Source organism: Symbiobacterium terraclitae (assembly GCF_017874315.1).
GTDB lineage: Bacteria > Bacillota > Sulfobacillia > Symbiobacteriales > Symbiobacteriaceae > Symbiobacterium > Symbiobacterium terraclitae.
Genome location: NZ_JAGGLG010000030.1, coordinates 1 through 17,282, shown reverse-complemented (window position 1 = coordinate 17,282; position 17,282 = coordinate 1). Strand labels below are relative to the sequence as shown.

Genomic DNA, 17,282 nt, shown 5'->3' with positions numbered 1-17,282 from the left:
CGTGATGAGGACCGACCGGGCGGCGCTGCTCGCACAGCGCCGGGTGACCGAGGGGGACGTGATCGTGGTGCGGCCCGCCCCGCCGCGGCGGGCGGCGGCGGCAGCGCCCGTGACGGAGGCGGGCCGTGTGCCTGATGCCGGTCAGGGACGGGAGACCGGTCCGGGGTGGGAAGGCCGTCAGGAGACCCCCGAGGCGGCAGAGCACAACGTGTACGAGTTTGGCACCTGGCGCCTCGTTCCCGCAGACGGCCTGTCGGGCCGCTGATCCGGCCCTCGCGGGGGCGGGCCGGCGCCCGGCGGGTTCAAAGCGGTCCTGAGCGGCGGAGCAGCAGAGCGGTGGCAATACCTGCCACAGATTTATGTCACCTGCCAGGTGCCATCCTCATAGGCTAGGTTGGGTCCGGGTCGAGTGCCGCCGGCACCGGCGCGCCCAAACTTCGAACACGGGGTGGTAGCCTTGGCCAGAAAGCAGCCCCGGCGGCCCCGGAGCGGGGCCGACTTCCTGTTCGGCGATGTGACGCGGGATATGATGGGAATGGCCCGGCTCGCCGGTTTCGGGGAACCGCCCGAGGACAGCGACTGCTGCTGGGTCATCGTCGCCACCACCAGCTGCACGCACTCCATCCGGGAGACCGGCGCGGCCTGCTGCTGGATCGTGGTGGCCACGACCGGCTGCTCGACCACCGAACTTGCCGACGAGACGGGTGATGAGACAGGTGATGAGACCGGCGACGAGACCGGTGATACGACCGGCGACGACGGTGGCTTTGCGGCCGAAGACCAGAGCGGTGACGGCTCCGGCGACGGGAGCGGCGATGAGGAAGGCGGTGTCGCTGCGGCCGGCGATCAGAGCGGCGGCGAGTCCGAAGACGGCAGCGGCGACGGCAGCGGTGACGGCAGCGGCGACGAGCCAGGCGACGGCAGCGGTGACGGTTCAGGCGAAGCAGGGGAAGGTCCGCTTGGCGCTGCGGGCGCCGGCGAGGCCGGCGACGGGACCGGCGAGGCGAGTGGCGATGCAAGCGGCGATGAGGCTGGCGAAGCGTCCGGAGGTCCGTTTGACGCTGCGGCCGGCGGCCAGGCTGGGGACGGGTCAGGCGGCGGTTCTGGTGACGAGGCCGGCGATTCGTCGGGGGACGAGACCGGCGATCAGTCCGGCACCTAGGGCGATCAAGCGGAAGTAATCCGGCCGTGTGCGGGGCGAACCGCTCTGCCCCCACACGGCCGACTTGACAGGATGTGACTCACCGGGTGGGCATCCCAGTCGTAACCGTGGACTCGGCGCCGGCCTTCCTGATGAGCCTCGGCCTGATCACCGGCGAGGCCGTCGTCGACGGACAGCTGGATGTGATCAGCGCCTCCCGGCGCAACCGGAACCTCCACGTCACCTCCGCCAACTGCGGCAGCTTCCTGATCAAGCAGCCCGCGGAGCCCGGGGCGCCCGCCGCGGAGACCGTGCGGCAGGAGGCGCGCTTCTACGCCTGGTTCCGGCAGGCGCCCAGGGCCGAACCCGTGCGGGACCTGCTGCCCCGGCTCGTGCACGCCGACCCCGACCGGGCGCTGCTCATCCTCGAGCTCCTGCCCGAGGCCACCCCGCTCTGGCGGCACTATGAGCGCGCCGGGCCGGAGGCATTCCCTGCGGAGGCTGCGGCGCTGGTCGGCGAGGCGCTGGCCAGGCTGCACGAGGCCTTCGCAGGGGTCGACCCGTCCCGGGACCCCGCCCTCTCCTGGCTGGGGAGCGACCTGCCCTGGAGCTTCGCGCTGCACCGCCCCCGCATCGACGCCCTGCGCGACATGAGCGCCGCCAACCGGGAGATGGTTCGGATCATGCAGGCGCGCCCGGCCGTCTTCCGCGGCCTCGACGCCCTGCGCGCCCTGTGGCGGCGCGAGACGCTGATCCACGGCGACGTCAAGATGGACAACTGCCTCGTCCTCACCGACAGCACGGGGGCGCAGCGCGTCGCCCTGGTGGACTGGGAGTTGGTGCAGCTGGGTGACTCCGCCTGGGACCTGGCCGGAGCCCTGAACGACTTCCTCTTCTTCTGGGTCGTCTCGATGCCCCACGACCGGCCGCTGGAGGAGATGATCGCGGCCGCCCGGTACCCGCTGTCCGTCCTCCAGCCGGCGGTCCGGGCCCTGTGGCGGGCGTACGCCGCCGAACGCAGGCTGCCGGCTCGGGAGGCGGAAGCGCTGCTGGAGCGCGCCGTGCGCTTCGCGGCGGTCCGCACGCTGCAGACGGCCTACGAGATCGCCGGCCACTTCGCCGTCATGCCCGTCCCGTCGGTGCTCCTCATGCAGGCGGCCCTCAACCTGCTGGCCGATCCGGCGCGCGGCAGGAGGGAGCTCTTCGGGCTGGAGGCGGTCGGATGAGCGCGCCGCCCCTTCACCCGGACATCCGCGCGGTCGTGCAGGCCGTGGACATTCAGAGTCCGACCCGGTTCGCCCTGCGCGGCGCGGTGCGGGACCTGACCCGGATGGAGGTCGTCACCCCGTCGGGCGGGTCGAGGGAGCAGCCCGCCGAGCCCCTGGTCCGGGCGCTGGAGGCGGAGCTCTACCAGGGCTTCTACTGCCGGCCGAGGCCGGGCGGGCCGGCCGCCGGCGCCGACCCTGCGGAGGCCAGCGGGTTCATCGCCGCCCTCTCCCGCGCCAACCGCGGCCGGGGAGCCTGGGAGGGCGGGTGGGTCGTCGCCGGGGTCGAGCCGGACGGGCAGGTCGCGGTGCGGAAGGACGGGGTGACGTTCTGGGCCGGGCCGGCGCAGGTCCGCACCCGCACCGGTGCGCCATCGGCGGCGCCTTCCCCCGGGGAAGCCTGCTCCGTGCAGCTGGCGAAGGAGCTGCGGCACCTCTTCCCCGCGTACTACATGGCGCTGGGGAACAGGCTGCCGGAGGCCGGCCCCTTGCTGCGCCTCTACTGGAACCTGTCGCCGGCCGCCGCCATTCCCTACGTGCGGATGGTGACCGAACTGCTCAACCGGGAGGAGATCCCCTTCAAGGCCAAGGTCCTGTCGCACCCCCGGCAGTACCGGCGGGCCGACGCCGGGGTGCTCTACGTGCACCGGACCGACTTCGGCCGGCTCCGCCCGATCCTCCGGCAGCTGTACCGCGGCCTCGGCTCCAGGCTCCACCGGGAGGTGCCCATGTTCACCAAGCCGCTGGCGCCGGGGCTGGGCCTCGCCGAGGACCCGGGCGGAGGGCTCAGCTTCGGGCAGTCCCGCTGCCGGGTGGTGGCGGAAGGGCTGTACCGCTGCCAGGCCGAGGGCGCGGCCGACCTGGACGCCCGCCTCCGCGTGGTGGCCGGGGTGATGCGGGAGCGCGGGCTCGACCCCCTGCGCCCCTGGCTGGAGCCGGGCTCGGCGGACGACTACGCGCGGGGGCTGTCACCTTAGGGGGGAGCGCATGGACGGATACCGCGCCGAACTTCTGGAGGCCGCTGCGGCCATCGGGCGCACGCTCTGCCGGGATGCCTGGTACGACCGGACCGGGCGGCACTGCAACTGGATGGGGCGGCAGGACATCCAGGACGGGCTGCTGGCGCGCTACTCGGTGCGCGCCGCCGCGCTGGGCCCCGAGCTCTACGGCGGCAGCGCAGGCATCGCGCTCTTCCTGACCGAACTCCACCGCGCCACCGGCGACCCAGCCTTCGCCGCGACCGCACGGGCTGCGCTGCGCCGCTCCGTGCGGTATATGCAGCGCTCCCCGACCGGGGCCTCGCCGCTCTCCTTTTTCGCAGGGCACCTGGGCTTGCTCTGGGCGGCCTGCCGGCTGACGGACGCGGCCGCCGGCGCGGATCTCGCGGACGAGATGGGCTGGCTTGCCGCCTGCGTTCTGGATGGCATGGCCACGGCCCACACGCTGGACGTGATCAGCGGCAACGCCGGGGCGATTCCCGTGCTGCTGGCCCTTTCGCGGCGCCCGGGGTACAAGGCGTTCGCCGACCTGGCCGTGGCCTGCGGGGAGGAGCTCTGCCGGGAGGCCAGCTGGTCTGGGGAGATGTGCTGGTGGGATTCCGGCAGGCTCAGCGGCACCCGGGACGCGCGGCCGGCCACCGGCTTCTCCCACGGCGCATCGGGCTGCGGGCTTGCGCTGATGGCGCTCCACGCGGCCACCGGGGACGGGAGGTTCCTCCGCACCGCCCGCGGCGCCTTCGCCTTCGAGGACTCGCTCTACAGCCCCGCGGCGGGGAACTGGGTCGACACCCGCTTCCCCTACCGGGCCGAGGAGGGGGAGGTGCAGGGCACCTTCCAGCGGGGCTGGTGCCACGGCGGGCCGGGCATCGCCATCGCCCGGATGCTCGCGGCGCTGCTGGATCCCGAGATGGCCGCACAGCACCGGCGGATGGCCGAGGCCGGCGTGCGGGTGGCCGGCGCCGCGCTGTCGGAGCGGCTGACCCAGACCGGGTACGATGCGACGCTCTGCCACGGCATCGCCGGGCTCTCGGAGGTCCTCCTGATGTACGGCGACTGGTTCGACGGCAGCTGTCGACAGCGGGCCGTGGACGCGGCGCTGGCGCTCGTGCGGCGCTACGGGGCGTCGGGCGGCTGGCCGTCGGGTGTGAACGCCGGGGGCCCCAACCCGAGCCTGATGATCGGCACCGCCGGGATCGGCTACCACCTGCTGCGCCTGTGCGACCCCACGGTTCCGCCGGTCCTGGCGCTCATGCTGACGCCGGGGCGGCTGAGCCGGTGATGACGTGAACGACAGCGACCGTCGCCAAGAAACAGCCCGCGGCCACCGCGCGGTGCGCCGCGGGCTGTTCTGATATCGCAGACTGATGCATTTCATAAGCGGACTGGTTCGCTACAGCGACCAGCCCACTGCCGTACTTCGCGGTCCGCCGCACTTCAGCGACCCAGCCGAACCGGCAGCATCCCCCGCAGGACCGCACCCTCGGGTGACACGTGCATCACGAGGGCGTATACCTCCACGCCCGCCTGCGCCACCTCCCGCAGGGTGTCGCCGAAGACCGGGTCGATGTCGTCCCAGGGCCCGAAGGCCTCGGCGTCGTCCCGCTGCACGATGAAGCAGACGGCCGCCCGGTACCCGTGCTGCAGGGCCCCGGCCAGCTCCCGCAGGTGGCGGGCGCCGCGACCGGTGGGGGCGTCGGGGAAGCGGGCCACCCGCACCCCGTCAGCGTCGGGCAACACCGAGGTGACCGACTTGACCTCCACCAGGCAGGGCGGCAGGTCCGGCGCCGTCAGCAGGAAGTCGATGCGGCTCTCGCCGTACCGGTACTCGGGCCGCACGTCGGTGTAGCCGGCGAAGGGCGGGCACTCCCCCCGGGCCGCCGCCAGGCGGAAGAGCTTACCGGGCAGCGAGGTGTCGACGGAGACCCACGTGGACCCGGTGCGGACCGTCAGCAGCCGGCCGGCGGTCTTGCGCCCGGGCTCGGGCGAGCCTGCCGTCAGGGATACGACCACCGGCGCGCCGGGCACGAGGAGTTCCGCCATGCGCCCGGAGGAGGCCACGTGCACGGCCAGTTCCCGCCCGTCGTCGAGGCGGACCCGGGCGACAAACCGGTTGGGGCGGTTGATGAATGTGGCAGGGACTCGGGTTTCGATCACGTCGATGACCCCCTTCGGGGAAGTGCTGGGGCTGCTCCACGCTCGCAGCACGCCCAGCCAGATGCTCCCCACCGGGCACTTCGACTCGTCACCTCCCCAACCCTGCGCGGGGAGGTACAGGCGGCCCGCCTGTGTAAGAAAGAAGGAGTGCCCCGCAAAGGAGGATGCGCCTTGCCTGGACAGAAGCGACGCCTGGTGCCCGAAGATCTGTACAGATTCGTCACGGTCAGCGATCCGCAGATCTCCCCTGACGGCGAGGTTATTGCCTTCGTTCGCACCCACATTGACCCCGAGTCGAAGGAGCGCCGGTCCCACATCTGGATGGTGCCCGCGGCAGGGGGCCGGCCGGCGCCCTTCACCCAGGGGCCGAAGAACGACAGCTCCCCCCGCTGGTCGCCGGACGGCCAGACCCTGGCCTTCGTCTCCGACCGGGGGGGCGACAGGCAGATCTGGCTGATCGGCCGGCACGGCGGCGAGGCCTGGCAGCTGACCCAGATGCGCCACGGCGCGAGCAACCCCGTCTGGTCGCCGGACGGCCGCTACATCGCGTTCACCTCGGCCGTGGGCCCCGAGGACAAGCGGGAGCTGCTCACCCGGGCCAAGAGCGAGGCCGACAAGAAGGCCGAGGAGAAGAGGGCCAAGGACGAGGCCCGCACCTTCACCGCCATGCGCTGGCGGGACGATGCCACGGGCATCAAGCCCGACCGCAAGGCGCAGATCTGGGTCGTGCCCGTGCCGGCGCCGGGCGATCCCCAGCCGAAGCCGGTGCAGGTGACGTGGGGCTACTTCGACCACGGCGGCGCCGAGTGGTCGCCCGACGGCCGGTTCCTCGCCTTCGGTGCCAACCGCACCGAGGACGAGTCCTTCCGGATCCGCGACATCTTCGTCGTGCCGGTGCCCCACGAGGGCTCGCCTGCAGCCCGGGCGTCCGTGGCCCCGCCCGCGCCCGGCGCCGCGGAGCCCGGCGAGGAGGAGAAGAAGGCGCTGGCCGAGCAGCTGCAGAAGGCCGCGGAGGAGGCGGAGGCCGCCTTCCGGCCCGTCAACATCACCGGCTCCATCGGGGCGTTCTACGGCGCCCGGTTCTCGCCCGACGGCACGACCCTCGCCGTCATCGGCCACCAGAACGAGTACCATAATGCCACGCAGCCGAAGATCTACCTCTATCCGGCCGGCGGCGGCGAGCCCCGCATCCTGGACCATTACGACCTGCAGTTTTTTGACAGCGTCGGCGCAGACGTGCGGCCCGGCGGAAACGGGGTGGAGGTCACCTGGTCGCCCGACGGCCACTGGATCTACGTGCCCGTGGTGGAGCGGGGAGCCTGCTCCGTCTACGCCTTCCCCGTCAGCGGCGACAGGCCGCAGCGCCTGGTGGGCGGGCAGCGGGAGATCTCTGGCGGGACCTTCGACCGCCAGGGCCAGAGGCTGGCCTTCGTGGCCGGCTCCATGTTCGAGATCAGCGACCTCCACGTCTACGAGGTGGCCACGGGCGAGGAGCGGCGGCTCACCGCGGTCAACGAGGAGCTCTTCGCCGGAATCGAGTGGCCTGAGGTCCAGGAGCTCAACTTCAAGGCGAGGGACGGCTGGGACCTGCACGGCTGGCTGATGAAGCCGGTGGGCTTCCGGGAGGGGCAGAAGTACCCGCTCGTGCTGGAGATCCACGGCGGTCCCCACACCTGCTTCGGGTACGCCTTCTACCAGGAGATGCAGCTCCTGGCGGCCGCGGGCTACGGCGTGCTCTTCATCAACCCGCGCGGCTCCACCAGCTACGGGCAGGCCTTCGTCGACGCGGTGCGCGGCGACTATGGCAACCGCGACTACAAGGACCTGATGGACGCGGTGGACCACGCGCTCACCTTCGGCTGGGTGGACGAGAAGCGGCTGGCCGTCACCGGCGGCTCCTACGGCGGCTTCATGACCAACTGGATCGTCACCCAGACCGACCGCTTCGCCGCCGCCATCACCCACCGGTCGATCTCCAACTGGGTCTCCTTCAGCGGCACGCCCGACTTCGGGCCGTTCTTCAACCAGATCCAGCACAAGGTGGAGGACCCCTGGTCGCCCGAGGGCGTGCAGGAGCTCTGGCGCATCTCGCCGCTGGCCTACGTGAAGAACGTGAAGACCCCGATCTGCATCATGCACTCGGAGTTCGACTACCGTTGCCCCATCGAGCAGGCGGAGCAGTTCTACATGGCCATCAAGTTCTACGGCCAGGCGCCCACCGAGCTGGTGCGGCACCCCAGGTCCAACCACGACCTGACCCGCCAGGGCCCGCCCGCGCTGCGGGTGGACCGGTTCCACAAGATGCTGCGCTGGTTCGGGAAGTACTGCCCGGCGGCCACCGCATAGCCGCGTTCCGCACTGGTGAAACTGGTCCCGGGCAACGGGTCAGCCAGGCCCTGCCAGAGGCGAGCAGACAGGGGGAAGGAACGTGGTCAGGATCGGGATCATCATCGGGAGCACGCGCCCGGGGCGGAACGGCGAGGCGGTGGCCCGCTGGGTCTACGAGCACGCCAGGAAGCGGACCGATGCCGAGTTCGAGTTGGTGGACCTGAAGGATTTCAACCTGCCGGTGTACGACGAGCCGATGCCGCCGTCGTTCGGGAAGAACTACCAGCACGAGCACACCAAGCGCTGGTCCGCGAAGATCGACTCCCTTGACGGCTTCATCTTCGTGACCCCCGAGTACAACCACGCCACGTCCGGCGCGCTGAAGAACGCCATCGACTTCCTCTACCTCGAGTGGAACAACAAGGCCGCAGCCTTTGTGGGCTACGGCAGCCTCGGGGGAGCGCGGGCCATCGAGAACCTGCGCACCATCATGTCTGAGGTGCAGGTGGCCCACGTGCGCCAGCAGGTCTCCTTCTCGCTGTTCACCGACTTCGAGAACTTCAGCATCTTCAAGCCCAACGAGGAGGTCCACCTGCCGGCGCTCAACACCATGCTGGACCAGCTGGTCGCCTGGACCAAGGCCATGAAGGCCGTGCGCCAGGAGATGAACCTCAGGGTCTAGAGGGCGTCCCGGGGCCAGAAGCGCGGCCGCATGTCCGGCCGAACCCATCCCGCCGGCACCGGGGTATACGGCGTGAGAGGGACGAGCCGCCCGTCTTGCCAGCGGGCGGCTCGTGCGCGCAGCATCTCGGCCACCAGCTGGTCTGCGAACTCCTCCGGCTGCCGTTCGAAGATCCGCCTGCTGCTCTCGACAAACCACGGGGCGTTCAGCAGGTAGGCCCGCACCCGTTCCGCATCCATGCCTCCTTCCAGCATCAAGGCGGAGCCGAAGAGGCGCTTGCACGCGTGCCAGCCGATCTTCTGGGGCTGCTCCCGCCACTTCTCGTACCGGCGTCGGGCGGCGTCCAGGGCGGCGGGAACGTCGTCGATGCGGGGGCCGTGGCCGGAGCAGGCCCAGGCCACGGGCAGGCGGGCCAGCCGGTCCAGCGTGGCCAGCATCTGCTCGACGGGGTCCGGGCCGTCGGTGCAGAGGTTGAGCCAGGCGACGTCGTCCCTGTGGAACACGTCGCCCAGCACCAGCACCCGCTCGGCGGGCGCGTAGAAGGAGAGGTGGCTGGCCGTGTGGCCCGGGGTGGCCAGCACCCGGAGCACCACCTCGCCCGTGTCCAGCTCATCTCCGTCCCGCAGGACGCGGTCCACGCGGTAGTGCTGGACCGGATGGTCCAGAAACGCAGCGTCGCAGGCGTTGGGGTGGCGGCCGTTGACCAGCGCCGCGTCCGGGGCGCTGGCTGCGACGGGCACGCCGTAGGCCTGCTGGAGGCCGTGGTTGCCGCCTGCGTGGTCCACGTGGAAGTGGGTGTTGGCGATCAGGTGGAGCTTCGCCGGCGGCACGCCCAGCTGGGCGAGGAGCCGCTCGGTCTCGGGCAGGTCGCTGCCGAAGCCCGTGTCCACGAGGATCGGCCGCGGGCCGGTCACGAGGGCCATGTTGGCGCTGGGGAAGCGCCGCTGCAGCATGAGGATGCGCTCGCCGCTTCGCATGGCACTACCCCGGCGGCACGCCCGGCCGGCCCTGAAGCGTCATCGCGGCCGCCGACATGGTGACGACCAGCTTCCCGCCCGCCTCGCCCTGGCGGGCGAAGCTGGCCCTGACCCGCTCCTCGCTGTGCATGCCGACCCTCCCCTGCGCTCTCGCCACTGCGCGCTGGCGGGTCCAATCAGGTTACTGCAATTGTAGATTAAAGCGCGAATTGCAGCAACCCCGTGTGCTCCTGGGGGGTGGCAGGCGCATCCCAGTCGGGTGACTGGAGCCGTGCACCTTGGCCTCCTTTGCCAGGGGGCTGGCCATCCTACCTCGCATGCGCGCGTCTACCGCCGGGGACGAGCCGCATAGGAAGGGGTAGAGTCGGACTTGCCGGGAGGTCGTTGCCCTTGCGCACGCCGAGCCTGCCCCTCAGAGCCGCCTGGACCGCGCTCCTCACCGTGGCGCTGGGTCTGGTCCTCATGCTCCTGTTCGCCACCCTGGAGCAGCGCCCCCTGGACGCAGAGGCGCTCCGCTTCTTCCCCGCCGACATGCTGGAGCGCGGCCGCCAGTTCACCCGCGAGGCCCGCCTGGCGGCCAGCCTGAGAACCCTCGCCTCGCTGGGGGCGCTGGCTGCCCTCTGCTTCCACCCCGCCGGCGCCAGGGTGCTCGTCTGGCTGGAGGAACGGGGCAGGGGCCGCTGGTGGCGGGAGGTCGCCTGGGTGGCGGTGGGCGCGGCCCTGATCACCGCCCTGGTGGAGCTGCCGTTCGACTACTACCTGGGCCACGTGCACGAGCGGGCTTACGGCCTGACCCGCGAGACCCCCTGGGCATGGCTGGGCGACCACCTGCTCAGCCTGCTGGTGGGGACGGGCACCTCGCTGCTGCTGTGGCTGGCCCTCTACGCCCTCATCCGCCGCAGCCCCGCGCGCTGGTGGGCGGGCGCCGCCGTCGTGAGCGCAGGCTTCAGCCTGCTGATGGCCGCGCTCTACCCGGTCCTCCTGCTGCCCCTCTTCTACGAGGTGCGGCCCGTGTCGGACCCCCAGGTCACCGCGATGATCCGGAGCCTGGCCGACCGGGCGGGGGTGCGGGTCGAGCGGATCGCTGAGCTCGGGGTGGGAGCCGAGTCCAGCCGGCTCAACGCGATGGTGGCCGGACTGGGGCCCACCAAGCAGGTCTTCCTCTACGACACCCTCCTGCAGGAGCTGTCGCCGTCGGAGCTGGAGGCTGTGCTGGCGCACGAGCTCTCCCACGCCGTCAGCGGCGACCTGCTGAAGGGCTGGCTGCTGAGCGCCGCCCTGAACGCCGCCGGCCTGGGGCTGGCGGCATGGGTGCTCCGGGAGATGCGCGGGGTGGCGCCGCTGCGCCTGCCGGCGGCGCAGGCGGCCCGGGGAGTGGCGCTGCTGCTCCTCCTGATGAGCCTGTGCGAGATCGCGGCGACCCCGGTCCAGGCTGCGCTTTCCCGCCGCATGGAGGTCCGCGCGGACAGGTACGCCCTGGAGCTCACGCAGAACCCCAGGGCGTTGGTGCAGAGCTTCCAGAAGCTGGCCCGGGCCAACCCCGGCGACGTGGCGCCGCCGCCTCTGGTGGAGGTACTGAGCCACTCGCACCCGTCGATCATCCGGCGCATCCGGGCGGCTCTGGAGCCCGGCCGCTAGTCAAACCGCCGGAAGGCCAGGCAGACGTTGGTGCCGCCGAAGCCGAAGTTGTTGCTGAGGGCGGCCTTGAGCCCGCGCACCTCCCGGGCCTCGTTGGGCACGTAGTCCAGCCGGCACTCGGGATCCACGTTGTGCAGGTTGATGGTGGGCAGCATCACCTGGTGGTAGAGGGAGAGGACGGTGAGGATCGCCTCGATCGCACCGGCCGCGCCGAGCAGGTGGCCGTGCATCGACTTGGTGCCCGAGACGGCCAGCTTGAAGGCGTGGTCGCCGAAGACCTCCTCGATGGCCTTGCTCTCCTGCACGTCGCCGAGGTCGGTGGAGGTGGCGTGGGCGTTGATGTATCCCACGTCCTCCGGGTTGAGGCCCGCACTGCGCAGGGCTCCCCGCATCGCCAGGGCTGCGCCCTTGCCCTCGGGGTGGGGCGCGGTGATGTGGTAGGCGTCTCCCGACATGCCGGCGCCGGCCAGCTCGGCGTAGATGCGTGCCCCGCGGCGCTTGGCGTGCTCCAGCTCCTCCAGGACCAGCGCGCCGCCGCCCTCGCTCATCACGAACCCGTCGCGGTCGACGTCAAAGGGGCGAGAGGCGCCCTGGGGATCGTCGTTGCGGGTGGACAGGGCCTTCGCCGAGTTGAAGCCGGCGAAGGCCAGCTCCATGATGGTGGCCTCGCTGCCGCCGGTGATCATCACGTCGGCGTCGCCCCGGCGGATGATGTGCATCGCATCGGCGATGGCATGGCCGGCCGACGCACAGGCCGAGACCGTGCCGTAGTTGGGGCCGTGGAGCCCGAACCGCATCGAGATCAGCCCGGGCGCGCTGTTGATGATGCACCGGGGGACGAAGAAGGGGGAGATGCGCCGGGGGCCGCGCTCCCTCAGGATCAGCGAGTTCTCCTCGATCGCCTCCAGGCCGCCCATGCCGCTGCCGAAGACGACGCCGGTCCGCTCGGCGAGCTCGCCGTCGAACGAGAGGCCGGAGTCCGCCACGGCCTCGATGGCCGCCGCCAGGGCGTAGTGGATGAAGGTGTCGTAGCGCCGGACCTCCTTGGGGTCCATGACGGTCGCGGGATCGAAGTTCCGCACCTCGCCGGCGAAGTGCGTCGCCAGCCGGGAGGGGTCGAACTTGGTAATCGGTCCGATGCCGGAGCGACCCGCGACGGCCGCCTCCCAGTTGGTCCGGACGTCGTTGCCCAGCGGCGAGATCAGCCCCAGTCCGGTTACCACTACCCGTCGTTCCATAGCAGGGATCCACTCCTTCGCTTAGGGTTCAGGAAGCAGGTACGCCCGCAGCATGGCCACGAGGCTCTGCCGCATGGCGTTGAGTTCCACCTCGGGTGTGCCGGTCACCCAGTAGATCGCCACCCCGTCCGCCAGCGACAGGAGCAGGGCGGCGACGGTGCGGGGCTCGACGTCCGCCCGGAAGCGGCCGCTCGCCACGCCCTCGGCCACGATGCCCTCCACGTACCGTACGAGCCCGGCGAACCGGTCGTGCAGCCCCTGGCGTACCTCGCCGTCCTGCACGGCCTCAGCCAGGGTGACCAGCAGAAGCCTTCCCGTGCCGGGGTGGCGCACCCGCAGGGCGCTGGTGAACAGCTCCACGCAGCGGACCAGCCGCTCCCAGGGGTCCTCCGCCCGGCCGGCCATCCGGGCGAACAGCTCCGGTGCCCGCCCCAGGCGCTCGCGGACCAGCGCCAGCAGCATGTCGGCCTTGGTGGGGAAGTAGCGGTAGAGCGCGCCCACGCTCAGCCCGGCCTGCTGTGCGATGTCGTTGATGGTCGCCACCTGGTAGCCCTTGGTGACGAAGACCTCCATGGCGGCGTTGAGGATGGCCTCGCGCCGCCGCCTGAGGTGCATCTGGCTGACCCTGGGCACGTACATCAACTCCTTCGTTCACCGCAGGCAGGAGGGAGGGGTGGAGGGGTGGAGGGGGCGGGAGCCCCCCCGGGGATGGCCGCAAGGCAGAGACCAGGCTTCACGGCGAGGGGCGGCTTTGCCGGCCCGAGCCGTGGCACGGAGCTTACGGCTGGCACGGGGTGGAGGTGAGGAGGGGGCGGGAGCCCCCTCCTCACTTATAATAAAACGAGCGCTCACTCACTTTATACCACAGAATGGCACGCTGCACAAGCCGCTGCACAAGTACGGGGTGGCCCACCGAGCTGGCGCCGGCCGGTGCGCTGCGTAAGGCAGGGCCCGAACTGGCGTAGGCGCGCAAAGGCACCGGTTGCCGTGGCAACCGGTGCCCTGCGCGGATCCCGTTACTGCTGGCCGGACTTCTGCGCAGCACGCTGCATCGAAGCGGCGTTACGCTTTGCGCCGTGCTGGGCCCCGCTGACCCCGGTGATGTTGTTACCGGAGAGCTGGGCGTTGGAGGTCGAACCGGCAGCGCCAGAGGTGCCCAGGGAGCCGAACTCATAGTTGGTCTGGCCCGCCTTGCCGGCCGCCCGCTGCATGGCGGCAGCGTTCCGCTGAGCGCCATGCTGGGCGCCGCTCACACCCTTGATGTTGCTGCCAGACAGCTGCGCACCCTTAGCCATGCTGAAACTCCCCCTCATCAGATGTGGTGTGGAGTCTCAATCGGGACCGCCCTTAGTATGAGCCGCCCCGTGCGCGCATACCCGATCGCTTCGCTGGAAGCAGAGGAGGATTGCGCCATCGGCTCGCGCCGCCGCTCGGGCAAGACTAACTGCATCAAACGCGCAGAAGGGGTGCGCACTGTGCCGGAACAGACGGAGACCACGCGTGAACGCATCGTCGTGCTCGGGGCGGGCTATGCCGGGCTGACCTGTTTCCTGGAGCTGCAAGACCACCTGCCCCGGGGCTGCGACCTGGTGCTGGTGAGCCGCGACCGCTACCACTGGTTCACGACGGAGCTGCACACTTACGCGGCCGGCGAGGAGCCCGAGTCGGTCCGCATCCCCCTCCGGCGCCTGGTGAAGCGGCCGGGCCGGCTGATCCTGGACTACGTGACGGCGCTCCACCCGGCCCGGCGGGAGGTCGAACTGAAGGTCGGCGGCCGGCTGGGCTATGACATCCTGGTCTTCGCCCTCGGCAGCGAGCCGGAGTTCTTCGGCCTGCCGGGTGTCGCGGAGCACGCCCTGACCGTCGGTGACCCGCACTCGGCGACCAAGGTGCGGGAGCGGGTGGCCGAACTGGCGGAATCAGGCGGGAGCCCGGCGCACGTCGTCATCGTGGGCGGCGGTCTCACCGGCGTGGAGCTGGTGGCCGAGCTGGCTGACGAGTACCCCGGGCGCCTCCGGCTGACGCTCCTCGAGGCGGCGCCCGACATCATGGCCGGGTTCGCCCCCGACCTGGTGCAGGTGGCCCGCAGGGTGCTGGAGGAGAAGGGGATCCGCATCATCGCGGGCACCCCCATCGTCAGCGTGGACGAGACGACCGTGCACCTGAAGCGGGGCGATGAGATCGCATACGACGTGCTGGTCTGGGCGGGCGGCGTCCGGGGGCATTCGCTCCTGGCCGAGTCCGGCCTGGAGCTGGGTGGGCGCGGCCGGGGCAAGGTCGACGCCTTCCTGCGCTCGGTCAGCGACGACCGCATCTACATCATCGGCGACTCGGCGTCTTTCACCGACCCCGGAACCGGGCGGGAGGTGCCGCCCACCGGGCAGGCGGCGGTGCAGATGGGCCACGCCGCCGCGCACAACATCCTGCGCCGCCTGCGCGGCCAGGAGGAGCGGCCCTTTGCCTTCCGCATGCGCGGCCAGTTCGCCACGCTCGGCCGGCACGAGGGCGTTGGCATGATGGGCGGGGAGAGCCTGGCCGGCCTCCCCGCCATGATGGTGAAGTATCTGGTGGAGGGCCACCACGCCTGGGAGATGGGCAGCGGCGTGATGCCCCTGGTGCGCAAGCTGGTGGCCGCGCCGGTCAACTACCTCAGGGGCCGGCGGCTGCGGACGCGCGCCCGAACCTACGGCTGGCTCACGGAGCAGCGGCCCTGATGCGTTCGGAGGCGCATGCACCGTCGGTAGGGTCAAGGAGCGCCAGCCCTGAGCGGCGTGGCGGCGTCTGCACCGTCGACAGGCTCACGGAGCAGCCGCCCTGAACAGCATCGTGGCGTACGCGCCCCGCGGCAGGGTAAAGCGCAGCACGAGGCGCAGGTGCCCCGGGTAGCGCTCGTCCGGCAGCGGACCCTCGGCGTGCAGGGAGCGGGGTGTCACCCAGGCCTCCCGGGGCGAGCTGCGGAGGAAGTACCCCGGCAGGAGGTCCGCCTCCAGCTGGCCCGGCCGAAGACGGCGCTCCCGGAGGACCTCCTCCAGGACAAGCCCCGCCTCGGGCGCCGGGAAGCGCATTCCCCGCCCGGGCAGCGGGATGACCATCTGCCGCAGGGCCGGCGTGGGCGGCGCAAACAGGTACCGGCTCGCCCGCCCTGCTGCCTCGCGCACGGCCGAATCCGGGGACGCCGCCCGGGCGGCGTCTGCGACGAGCCGCGCCAGCACCTCGTTCCACAGGAACGACTGGTAGGCTGAGAGCCACATCTCCAGCTCCTCCCGCCGGGCGGTGGCCAGCGCCTCCCGGAACCGGTCAGGGCGCTCGGCCAGCAGCGCGAAGCAGCGCTGCTCGAAGGCGGTCTTCGCCAGGGCCCGGCACGCCTCCCAGTCGCCCCACGACTCCCGCACCCGGCGCTTGCGGGCCTTCGCCTCGGACTTCTCCCCGGGGTAGATGTGGGTGAGCGCGATGGCGAGGGCCGTCTCCCACCGGCCCTGCAGCATGTGCTCCGCGATGAAGCCACGCTCGGGGTCGTAGCTGCCGAAGCGCTGGTCGTCGAAGTAGTTGGGGAAGCCGTCGGCGGCGATGCGCGCCGCCCCGGCCCGCAGCCGTTCGGCGGCCTCCGGGCTCAACTCCCGCACAGTCACCTCGAAGTGGTTGGCCAGGATGCGGCCCGGCCCCATGGGCTCGGTGCTGTAGCCGATCGCCTTCAGCCTGTAGGACGGGGTGGCGAGGGAGTGGTCGGCCGGGTGCTCGATGGTGACGTACTGGAAGGTGTGCCCGTGCCGGTCCTTCTTGCCGCCGTACTGGATGCGGGACAGGGGGATGCGCCGTGCGCGGGCGATCGCGGCGACGGCGTCTGCGGTGTTCCACCCCTTCTTCTCGAGCAGGTAGACCCGGTATGGGGCTGGCTTCTGCCGGATGCGGAGGTCGACGGCCTCGCGCACCACGAAGTCCTCGGGCGTCGTCTTCAGCCGCATGTCGGGAGCGTTCATCCTTTCCGCAGCAGCCCGGGCCCGCGGGTGAGCGCCCGCGCCATCTCGGGCAGCGAGTTGAACGTGAGGTCGGGGGTCTCGTAGCCGTTCCTGGGGTAGCGCAGCCGGTAGTTGGTGGTGCGCAGCCAGATGGTGGTGAGGCCGGCCATCTTCGCCGGCGCGAGCCCCAGGGAGACCCGGTCGCTGGCGTAGGCGGCCTGTCCGGGCAGGGCGTTCACCTTGCGGAGGGCCCACGTGAAGATGGCGGGATCGACCTTGCCCGCGGCGTCCAGCCGGTGGGAGAGGGCAAGCTCGTCCGACAGGGCCACCAGGCCGAAGCTCAGGTGGAACCGGGCCAGCCGCTCCCGGGTCCCCGGCGGTCGGTAGGGTCCGATGACCCCCAGCCGGAACCGCTGCCGGAGCTCGTGGAGGGCGAGCTGCAGGCCCGTGACCAGCATGTCCTGCTGGCCGGAGGTGGCGATCACCTCGGCGACCACCTCCTCGGCCGGTGCCTCGGGCGCGAGGTGGCGCACGGCCCCCAGCAGCGGCTGCACCGGGCGGGGTGCCGAGATCGCCTGCATCCACGCCCGCTCTACCTGCTCGAGGGTCACCGCGCGGCCGCGCCGCTGCAGCGCCTGCACCACGCCCCGGCGCCAGCGCTGTTCCGTCCCGTTCTCGTTGAGCAGGACGGACGGGTCGAAGAAGAGCCACTGCACCTCGCCTTGCGGCGGCACGGTCATCCCTCCCCGGCGTCCGTTACCGCCGTTAGGTTTCCACAGTCCACAGCGGAATGCCTGCCCCGGAAACCGAAAGGGGCTGTCCCAAAAGTCATCGAGGATGACTTAGGGACAGCCCCCTTTTCTTTTTGTCTAAATACAAAAGAAGCCGCCCTTCTGTTACAATGG

General features: G+C 71.3%; 17 protein-coding genes. 9 read left to right on the top strand and 8 right to left on the bottom strand.

Annotated features, from left to right (window positions below; translation table 11 throughout):
- Position 1: 1 nt before the first annotated feature.
- From J2Z79_RS14670 to J2Z79_RS14650, 5 genes are all read left to right on the top strand, one after another.
- Positions 2-265: a hypothetical protein gene (locus J2Z79_RS14670; protein ID WP_209467642.1), complete on the top strand. Its 264-nt coding sequence runs from the start codon at positions 2-4 to the stop codon at positions 263-265.
- 192 nt (positions 266-457) lie between these two features.
- Entirely contained in the window at positions 458-1,162 is a 705-nt protein-coding gene (locus J2Z79_RS14665; RefSeq protein WP_209467641.1) for a hypothetical protein, read from the top strand.
- 86 nt (positions 1,163-1,248) lie between these two features.
- Positions 1,249-2,367, top strand: coding sequence for a phosphotransferase family protein (locus J2Z79_RS14660; protein ID WP_209467640.1), 1,119 nt, complete (start codon positions 1,249-1,251; stop codon positions 2,365-2,367).
- Positions 2,364-3,383, top strand: a complete 1,020-nt coding sequence (locus J2Z79_RS14655; protein ID WP_209467639.1) for a T3SS effector HopA1 family protein — start codon at positions 2,364-2,366, stop codon at positions 3,381-3,383. Before J2Z79_RS14660 ends, J2Z79_RS14655 begins: the two co-directional genes overlap by 4 nt.
- A 10-nt stretch (positions 3,384-3,393) precedes the next feature.
- Positions 3,394-4,683: a lanthionine synthetase LanC family protein gene (locus J2Z79_RS14650; protein ID WP_209467638.1), complete on the top strand. Its 1,290-nt coding sequence runs from the start codon at positions 3,394-3,396 to the stop codon at positions 4,681-4,683.
- A gap of 155 nt (positions 4,684-4,838) precedes the next feature.
- On the opposite strand, the gene sfsA is transcribed toward J2Z79_RS14650, so the two are convergent.
- Positions 4,839-5,558 carry a DNA/RNA nuclease SfsA gene (gene sfsA, locus J2Z79_RS14645; protein ID WP_342589503.1) on the bottom strand — a complete coding sequence of 240 codons (720 nt, stop codon included), beginning with the start codon at positions 5,556-5,558 and terminating at the stop codon, positions 4,839-4,841.
- Positions 5,559-5,729: 171 nt separating this feature from the next.
- Between sfsA and J2Z79_RS14640 the strand changes: the two genes are divergently transcribed.
- The gene (locus tag J2Z79_RS14640; RefSeq protein ID WP_209467637.1) at positions 5,730-7,904 is read left to right on the top strand and encodes a S9 family peptidase; all 2,175 of its coding nucleotides are present in this window, start codon (positions 5,730-5,732) and stop codon (positions 7,902-7,904) included.
- A gap of 82 nt (positions 7,905-7,986) precedes the next feature.
- Positions 7,987-8,568 (top strand): NADPH-dependent FMN reductase, encoded by a 582-nt coding sequence (locus J2Z79_RS14635; RefSeq protein ID WP_209467636.1) that lies wholly within the window; start codon positions 7,987-7,989, stop codon positions 8,566-8,568.
- Here J2Z79_RS14635 and J2Z79_RS14630 read toward each other — a convergent pair.
- Together J2Z79_RS14630 and J2Z79_RS18980 are read right to left on the bottom strand one after the other, a co-directional pair.
- On the bottom strand, positions 8,565-9,545 hold the full coding sequence (locus tag J2Z79_RS14630) for an MBL fold metallo-hydrolase (protein ID WP_209467635.1): 981 nt from the start codon (positions 9,543-9,545) through the stop codon (positions 8,565-8,567). The genes J2Z79_RS14635 and J2Z79_RS14630 overlap by 4 nt on opposite strands.
- A 4-nt stretch (positions 9,546-9,549) precedes the next feature.
- Entirely contained in the window at positions 9,550-9,675 is a 126-nt protein-coding gene (locus J2Z79_RS18980) for a hypothetical protein (protein ID WP_280953741.1), read from the bottom strand.
- A gap of 260 nt (positions 9,676-9,935) precedes the next feature.
- Here J2Z79_RS18980 and J2Z79_RS14625 point away from each other — a divergent pair, with 260 nt between their 5' ends.
- On the top strand, positions 9,936-11,183 hold the full coding sequence (locus J2Z79_RS14625; RefSeq protein WP_209467634.1) for a M48 family metallopeptidase: 1,248 nt from the start codon (positions 9,936-9,938) through the stop codon (positions 11,181-11,183).
- On the opposite strand, the gene fabF is transcribed toward J2Z79_RS14625, so the two are convergent.
- From fabF to J2Z79_RS14610, 3 genes are all read right to left on the bottom strand, one after another.
- A complete protein-coding gene (gene fabF, locus J2Z79_RS14620) occupies positions 11,180-12,421 on the bottom strand; it encodes a beta-ketoacyl-ACP synthase II (protein WP_209467633.1) in 1,242 nt (413 codons plus the stop codon). The genes J2Z79_RS14625 and fabF overlap by 4 nt on opposite strands.
- A 21-nt stretch (positions 12,422-12,442) precedes the next feature.
- Positions 12,443-13,054, bottom strand: coding sequence for a TetR/AcrR family transcriptional regulator (locus J2Z79_RS14615; RefSeq protein ID WP_209467632.1), 612 nt, complete (start codon positions 13,052-13,054; stop codon positions 12,443-12,445).
- 383 nt (positions 13,055-13,437) lie between these two features.
- Positions 13,438-13,716, bottom strand: coding sequence for a hypothetical protein (locus J2Z79_RS14610; protein ID WP_209467631.1), 279 nt, complete (start codon positions 13,714-13,716; stop codon positions 13,438-13,440).
- Between the two features lie 180 nt (positions 13,717-13,896).
- Between J2Z79_RS14610 and J2Z79_RS14605 the strand changes: the two genes are divergently transcribed.
- Positions 13,897-15,135, top strand: coding sequence for an NAD(P)/FAD-dependent oxidoreductase (locus tag J2Z79_RS14605; protein ID WP_209467630.1), 1,239 nt, complete (start codon positions 13,897-13,899; stop codon positions 15,133-15,135).
- 84 nt (positions 15,136-15,219) lie between these two features.
- On the opposite strand, the gene truD is transcribed toward J2Z79_RS14605, so the two are convergent.
- Positions 15,220-16,383, bottom strand: coding sequence for a tRNA pseudouridine(13) synthase TruD (gene truD / locus J2Z79_RS14600; RefSeq protein WP_209467629.1), 1,164 nt, complete (start codon positions 16,381-16,383; stop codon positions 15,220-15,222).
- Between the two features lie 11 nt (positions 16,384-16,394).
- Entirely contained in the window at positions 16,395-17,111 is a 717-nt protein-coding gene (locus tag J2Z79_RS14595) for an HAD family hydrolase (RefSeq protein WP_209467628.1), read from the bottom strand.
- Between the last annotated feature and the right edge of the window lie 171 nt (positions 17,112-17,282).

Excerpts from the sequence above, each read along its gene's own strand:
- J2Z79_RS14655 (WP_209467639.1), top strand. The coding sequence starts at position 2,364 with ATGAGCGCGCCGCCCCTTCACCCGGACATCCGCGCGGTCGTGCAGGCC.
- J2Z79_RS14650 (WP_209467638.1), top strand. The coding sequence starts at position 3,394 with ATGGACGGATACCGCGCCGAACTTCTGGAGGCCGCTGCGGCCATCGGG.
- J2Z79_RS18980 (WP_280953741.1), bottom strand. The coding sequence starts at position 9,675 with ATGCACAGCGAGGAGCGGGTCAGGGCCAGCTTCGCCCGCCAGGGCGAG.
- J2Z79_RS14610 (WP_209467631.1), bottom strand. The coding sequence starts at position 13,716 with ATGGCTAAGGGTGCGCAGCTGTCTGGCAGCAACATCAAGGGTGTGAGC.
- J2Z79_RS14630 (WP_209467635.1), bottom strand. The coding sequence starts at position 9,545 with ATGCGAAGCGGCGAGCGCATCCTCATGCTGCAGCGGCGCTTCCCCAGC.
- truD (WP_209467629.1), bottom strand. The coding sequence starts at position 16,383 with ATGCGGCTGAAGACGACGCCCGAGGACTTCGTGGTGCGCGAGGCCGTC.
- fabF (WP_209467633.1), bottom strand. The coding sequence starts at position 12,421 with ATGGAACGACGGGTAGTGGTAACCGGACTGGGGCTGATCTCGCCGCTG.